Source organism: Paraburkholderia sp., from assembly GCF_034668105.1.
In the GTDB taxonomy this organism is placed as follows: Bacteria; Pseudomonadota; Gammaproteobacteria; order Burkholderiales; family Burkholderiaceae; genus Paraburkholderia.
Genome location: NZ_JAXDPY010000595.1, coordinates 1 through 5,062, shown reverse-complemented (window position 1 = coordinate 5,062; position 5,062 = coordinate 1). Strand labels below are relative to the sequence as shown.

The 5,062-nt window shown below is 63.8% G+C and carries 7 protein-coding genes and 1 pseudogene; 4 read left to right on the top strand and 4 right to left on the bottom strand.

The genetic code is table 11. The features are described 5' to 3' along the window. Positions 1-43: 43 nt before the first annotated feature. From QOC89_RS26350 to QOC89_RS26335, 4 genes are all read left to right on the top strand, one after another. Complete coding sequence (locus QOC89_RS26350; RefSeq protein WP_323047710.1) at positions 44-397, top strand: YciI family protein; 354 nt, start codon at positions 44-46, stop codon at positions 395-397. A 139-nt stretch (positions 398-536) separates the two neighbouring features. Continuing rightward, positions 537-950, top strand: a complete 414-nt coding sequence (locus tag QOC89_RS26345) for a YciI family protein (RefSeq protein ID WP_323047709.1) — start codon at positions 537-539, stop codon at positions 948-950. 17 nt (positions 951-967) lie between these two features. Then, positions 968-1,375, top strand: a complete 408-nt coding sequence (locus tag QOC89_RS26340) for a VOC family protein (protein ID WP_323047708.1) — start codon at positions 968-970, stop codon at positions 1,373-1,375. A 4-nt stretch (positions 1,376-1,379) separates the two neighbouring features. Continuing rightward, on the top strand, positions 1,380-2,657 hold the full coding sequence (locus QOC89_RS26335; protein WP_323047707.1) for an RNA polymerase sigma factor: 1,278 nt from the start codon (positions 1,380-1,382) through the stop codon (positions 2,655-2,657). 39 nt (positions 2,658-2,696) lie between these two features. Here QOC89_RS26335 and QOC89_RS26330 read toward each other — a convergent pair whose 3' ends face one another. From QOC89_RS26330 to QOC89_RS26315, 4 genes and pseudogenes are all read right to left on the bottom strand, one after another. Then, positions 2,697-3,386, bottom strand: coding sequence for a class I SAM-dependent methyltransferase (locus QOC89_RS26330; RefSeq protein WP_323047706.1), 690 nt, complete (start codon positions 3,384-3,386; stop codon positions 2,697-2,699). Between the two features lie 192 nt (positions 3,387-3,578). Beyond that, positions 3,579-4,022: pseudogene (locus QOC89_RS26325) on the bottom strand (LysE family translocator); the annotation flags it as partial. 22 nt (positions 4,023-4,044) lie between these two features. Continuing rightward, on the bottom strand, positions 4,045-4,623 hold the full coding sequence (locus QOC89_RS26320) for a DUF4337 domain-containing protein (RefSeq protein WP_323047705.1): 579 nt from the start codon (positions 4,621-4,623) through the stop codon (positions 4,045-4,047). Between the two features lie 212 nt (positions 4,624-4,835). Further along, positions 4,836-5,062, bottom strand: a 227-nt coding sequence (locus QOC89_RS26315; protein WP_323047704.1) for a DUF1427 family protein, incomplete at its 5' end; no start/stop codon positions are given.

The following is a 5,062-nucleotide window of genomic DNA, read 5'->3' as shown; positions in this document are numbered from 1 at the left end:
CTGGCTGGCGTTCACGTCCACGGCGCGATCAATCGGAGACGTCATGTCTTACATGCTGCTGATCGTCGAACCCCCGAATCAACGCATCGAACGCGGCGAGCAGGCGGGGCGCGAGGTCTATGACCAGATGCTGCGCTTCGCCGCCGACCTCAAGGAGCGCGGCAAACTGCAGGCCGCCGAATCGTTGACCTCCGCCAGCGACGCCGTGCGCGTGCAGGTGCGCGACGGTCAGTCGAAACTGCTCGATGGCCCGTTCGCCGAAGCCAAGGAAATGATCGGCGGGTTCTTTCTGCTCGATTGCGAAACCCGCGAAGAAGCGGTGGCAATTGCTCAAGCTTGCCCGGCAGCCTCGTGGTGCACCGTCGAAGTCCGCAAACTGGGACCTTGCTTCATGTAGGCGGTTCAGCCATCCGCGGCTGGTTGCCGGGGTTTTCCCTGGCCGACGACAAACATGTCGATCCGGCCGCGCATCGCTCGTCGTGTGAATAAGGAGCCAGCGGGCTCTTCACTTGCCACGACCCCACGGAGCGTTTGCGATGCGATTCATGATCATGGTGAAGGCGACAGCCGTCAGCGAAGCCGGCGGGGCGCCGGACGAAGCGCTGATGGCCGCGATGGGCGCGTACCACGAAGAACTGGCCAAGGCCGGCGTGCTGCTCGACGCAACCGGTCTGCAACCCAGCGCCAAAGGCTGGCGGGTCCACTACAGCGGCGGCAAGCGCACGGTCGTCGACGGCCCGTTCGCGGAAACCAGGGAACTGATCGCCGGCTATACGCTGATTCAGGTTCGCTCCCGCGAGGAAGCCATGGAATGGGCGCGACGCTTCCCCGCGCCGTTTGGCGACCAGGCCGACGGCGAAATCGAGGTGCGGCAACTGTATGAGCGCGAGGACTTCGAACCCGGGCCTGAAGCGGAGCGCTTGCGTGAACTGAACGCGGCCAAACATTGATCTCGACGGATGCCATCATGCACAAACAGATCTACGTCAATCTCGCGGTCGACAACCTCGAACGGTCGAAGGCATTTTTCAGCGCGAACGGCTTCAGCTTCGAGGCGCAATTCACCAACGCGCAGGCCGCGTGTCTGATCCTCGGCGAGAACCTCTACGCGATGCTGCTGGTCAAGGACCTGTTCAAGTCCTTCACGCGCAAGTCGCTTTGCAATCCCAAGGAAAATACCGAGGCGTTGATGGGCCTGTCGTGCGAAAGCCGGGGCGAGGTGGACGCGCTGGTCGCGAAGGCGCTCGCCGCCGGCGGCACGGTGCCGCGCGCGCCGCAGGACTATGGCTTCATGTATGGGCACGGCTTCGAGGATATCGACGGACACATCTGGGAGCTGATCTACATGGACCCGAACGCCAAGGCAGCGGGCTGATCCTGTGACAAAACCGGCCACCCATCGTGCCATCGAGGCAGTCTGGCGGATCGAATCCGCCAAGGTCATCGCCCACGTCGCGCGCATGGTGCGTGACGTGGGGCTCGCCGAAGAACTGGCGCAGGACGCGCTGGTGGCGGCGCTCGAACATTGGCCAGACGCGGGCGTACCCGACAATCCCGGAGCGTGGCTGATGGCGACCGCAAAGAACCGCGCGCTCGACCGCTTGCGTCAGGAAGCGCTGCATGCCCGCAAGCGCGAAGAACTGGGCCATGATCTCGACGCAATGGAGGCGCATCTCGTGCCGGATTTCGTCGATTCCCTCGATGCCGCGCGCGCCGACGATATCGGCGACGACCTGCTGCGGCTTGTGTTCACCGCTTGCCACCCGGTGTTGTCCACCGACGCCCGCGTCGCGCTGACATTGCGCCTGCTCGGCGGCCTCACCACGGACGAAATCGCGCGTGCGTTTCTCGTGCCCGAGCCGACCATCGCGCAGCGTATCGTGCGGGCCAAGCGTACGCTGTCGGCGGCCAAGGTGCCGTTCGAGGTGCCGCAAGCGGACGCGCGTGCGGCGCGGCTCGCGTCGGTCCTGCAAGTGATCTATCTGATTTTCAACGAAGGCTATTCGGCCACCGGCGGCGACGACTGGATGCGTCCGGCGTTGTGCGAAGAAGCGCTGCGGCTGGGGCGCGTGCTGAGCGGGCTCGTGCCTGACGAAAGCGAAGTGCATGGCCTCGTCGCGTTGATCGAAATCCAGGCGTCGCGCACACGTGCGCGCACCGATGCCGAGGGCAGGCCGGTGCTACTGCTCGATCAGGACCGCAGCCGCTGGGATCCGCTCCTGATCCGCCGTGGGCTGACCGCGCTCGGTACCGCGCACGCGTTGGGCGGCGCGAGTGGACCCTATGCATTGCAGGCCGCGCTGGCCGCGTGTCATGCACGCGCCCGCCGCGCCGAAGAGACCGACTGGACGCAGATCGTCGCGTTGTATGACGCGCTGGTGCAGGTGGCGCCTTCACCCGTGGTCGAGTTGAATCGGGCGGTGGCGGTCGGCATGGCATTCGGGCCGGCAGCCGGTCTGGAAATCGTCGATGCGCTCGCGGCCGACGCGGCGCTCGCGAACTATCACTGGTTGCCGAGCGTGCGCGGCGATCTGCTGGAAAAACTCGGCCGCATGGAAGAGGCACGCGCCGAATTCGCACGCGCTGCCGATATGACGCGCAACGCGCGCGAGCGCGCGTTGTTGCTCGAGCGTGCTGCGCGCGGTACCGCGCATTGAGTGGCGCTTTGCATCAAGCGGGAGTGGTTGAGCGCGGCGTCAGCCAGCGCAGGCCCACAACAGATAGAACTCGCGTGCGCCGAATTCTTGCGGCGGATTGAGCAGCGGCTCGACGTAACGCGTGATGCCTATCCGCTCGAAGCCGGCCGCAAGACAGGCGGCTTCCAGTGAGGCGGCATCGTCGATGGTGAAACCGTATTTGGCGAACGGCATTACCTCAGCCGCTTGAGGCGTGATGGCCGCGATCACCAACATGCCGCCCGCGCGCAGCACGCGATGTGTTTCCTTCAAGCCCCCGATCAGATCGCGCCAGAAATACGTCGTGTTGATCGCAATGGCTTTGTCGAATGAACCGGACGGGAACGGCATGGACATCACGTCGGCGGTTTCGAGCCGGACCTGGCCACTGCGGATGAAGCTTGCGTTGTGGCGGCGGCCCTCGGCGATCATGGTTGACGATATGTCGACGCCGGTGAAACGAAGTCCCGCGGCTTGATCCAGCACAGACGGGATATGGCCGCCGTTGCCTAAGCCGATCTCGAGGATCCGCTCGTTGGCGTGCAGGTCGAGCAGATCGAAGGCTGCGTCGATCACGGGCAGATTGGTGCGCTCCAGCATGTCGCCGACTGCCACGCCGATCTCGCCTGCCGGGCAGCCGAGTTGCGGAAGCAGAATACTTTCGTCGAGGTTGGCGACGAGGTCGTCGGCAGCATCAGGGGATGGTTTCACGGTGAGTCCTCCATGACGGGTTGCGCCTGGTACTGCGGCGCGGACACGCGATCCAGGATCGCGGCGCCCTTTATTTATGTCATGAAATTGGACTACTGAGCATCCGATCCGCGCGACTTTGACTCAGGACAAATTGGCGCGCGGAGGACTCTAGGACTGACTTGAAGTTGAGATGGATGAGAGGCAAGAAACCTATCGGATCAACTGGCGCACGCCCAACGCAACGATGAGTCCGCCGCACACGCGATCGATCCACGCCTTGCAGCGCCGATACGCCGAGGCAATCCGCGCATGCGACAACGTCAGCGCGACAAAGCCATACCAGCTGCTCGCCACGACGCAGACCATGCCGAGCATCGCGGCAAATGTGCCCACGCTGACATGCGGCGGCGCGGCGGACGAGAACACCGCGGCAAAGAACGCCATCGACTTCGGATTCGCGATGTTGGTCGCGAAGCGTTGCGCGAATGCTTGCCGAAAGCCGCCTGCCGACGCTTGCAGGCTTTGCGTGGACTTGCCTGCTGAGGCACTCGCAATCAGGCGTCCGCCGAACCAGATCAGATAACCGGCGCCGGCTATTTTCACCGCAAGCGCTAGCCACGGAAACGCGGTGAATACGATACCGACGCCGAGAACGCAACCCACGCCGCCCGCACTATCACCCCGCGAAGAATGCCATCGCCGCAGTGACCACACCCGCAGCGGCCACACCGAACGACAGATTGCGCAGCCATTTCCTGCGTGTCAGCAACGTGATCGCGCACAGGGCGATCGCGACCTGAATCAAGGTCGTAGCCTGCGCCCAGCGATGATGGCCGTGCAGCAATACTTCGCTCTTGGCGTCGTTGTTCACGACTTCCTTTTCGATCGCTTCAGCGTTCGCGCGGATCGGCTCTTTCTGCTGCTTGTATTTGTCGACGTCGGCGACGAACTTCGCGTGCGCGTCGGCATTGCCGAGCGACAGCGCCGCGCCGAGTTCAGCGAGATTTTCTTTCTCGCCCTTCGCCTGGTAGTAGTTCCATTGATTCGACGCTTCGGTCTTTTTGATGGCGGCTTCGTTCTTGTAGTACAGCGCCAGATTTTCGCTGTTGCCGCTCTGGTAGGCGCACAATGCGCCGATCGTCGCGAGGATTGCCGTCATCACGGCCATGCGGCTCGCAAACGGGTCCGCGTCGTGGTGGCCGGCGTGTTCAACCGCATGGTCGTGCGGACCATGCACTTCATATTCTTCAGACATCCAATTCTCCGAGCCAGCTGTTCCTGTGGTCCCCTGGCGCTGCGCACGGTGTTGGCACATGCGCGGGCGACGCCGCAAGCGCGGGCCGTCGGCCTGGGGGCCTCAATCTTAGCGCGAGGCGCCCGGTGATGGAAAAGGTATCGGTGCGAGCGGAGATCGATGCGGCCGTCGATCGGCCGTCAAGCAGACGTCGATGGCACGCCAATCGCAGGTCAATGAATGCCGGCGGCCAGACAGGTCCGTACGAAGGGGATCGCGTGCTCGCCGGCCAGCATGCCGAGCAGGCCGACCAGTGCGACTGTCGGTGGCGCGGGCGATTTCACCTGCATCACGCTGTAGATCAAACCGACCACCATGCCGGCCACGAGCGAGATCAAATACGCTTTCATGTTCGTTGTACCCATCTGAAATGCGGGCCGCCACGCCCGCCGGACGCTTC

Coding starts and splice junctions, on each gene's coding strand:
- QOC89_RS26340 (WP_323047708.1), top strand. CDS start 968: ATGCACAAACAGATCTACGTCAATCTCGCGGTCGACAACCTCGAACGG.
- QOC89_RS26350 (WP_323047710.1), top strand. CDS start 44: ATGTCTTACATGCTGCTGATCGTCGAACCCCCGAATCAACGCATCGAA.
- QOC89_RS26345 (WP_323047709.1), top strand. CDS start 537: ATGCGATTCATGATCATGGTGAAGGCGACAGCCGTCAGCGAAGCCGGC.
- QOC89_RS26320 (WP_323047705.1), bottom strand. CDS start 4,623: ATGTCTGAAGAATATGAAGTGCATGGTCCGCACGACCATGCGGTTGAA.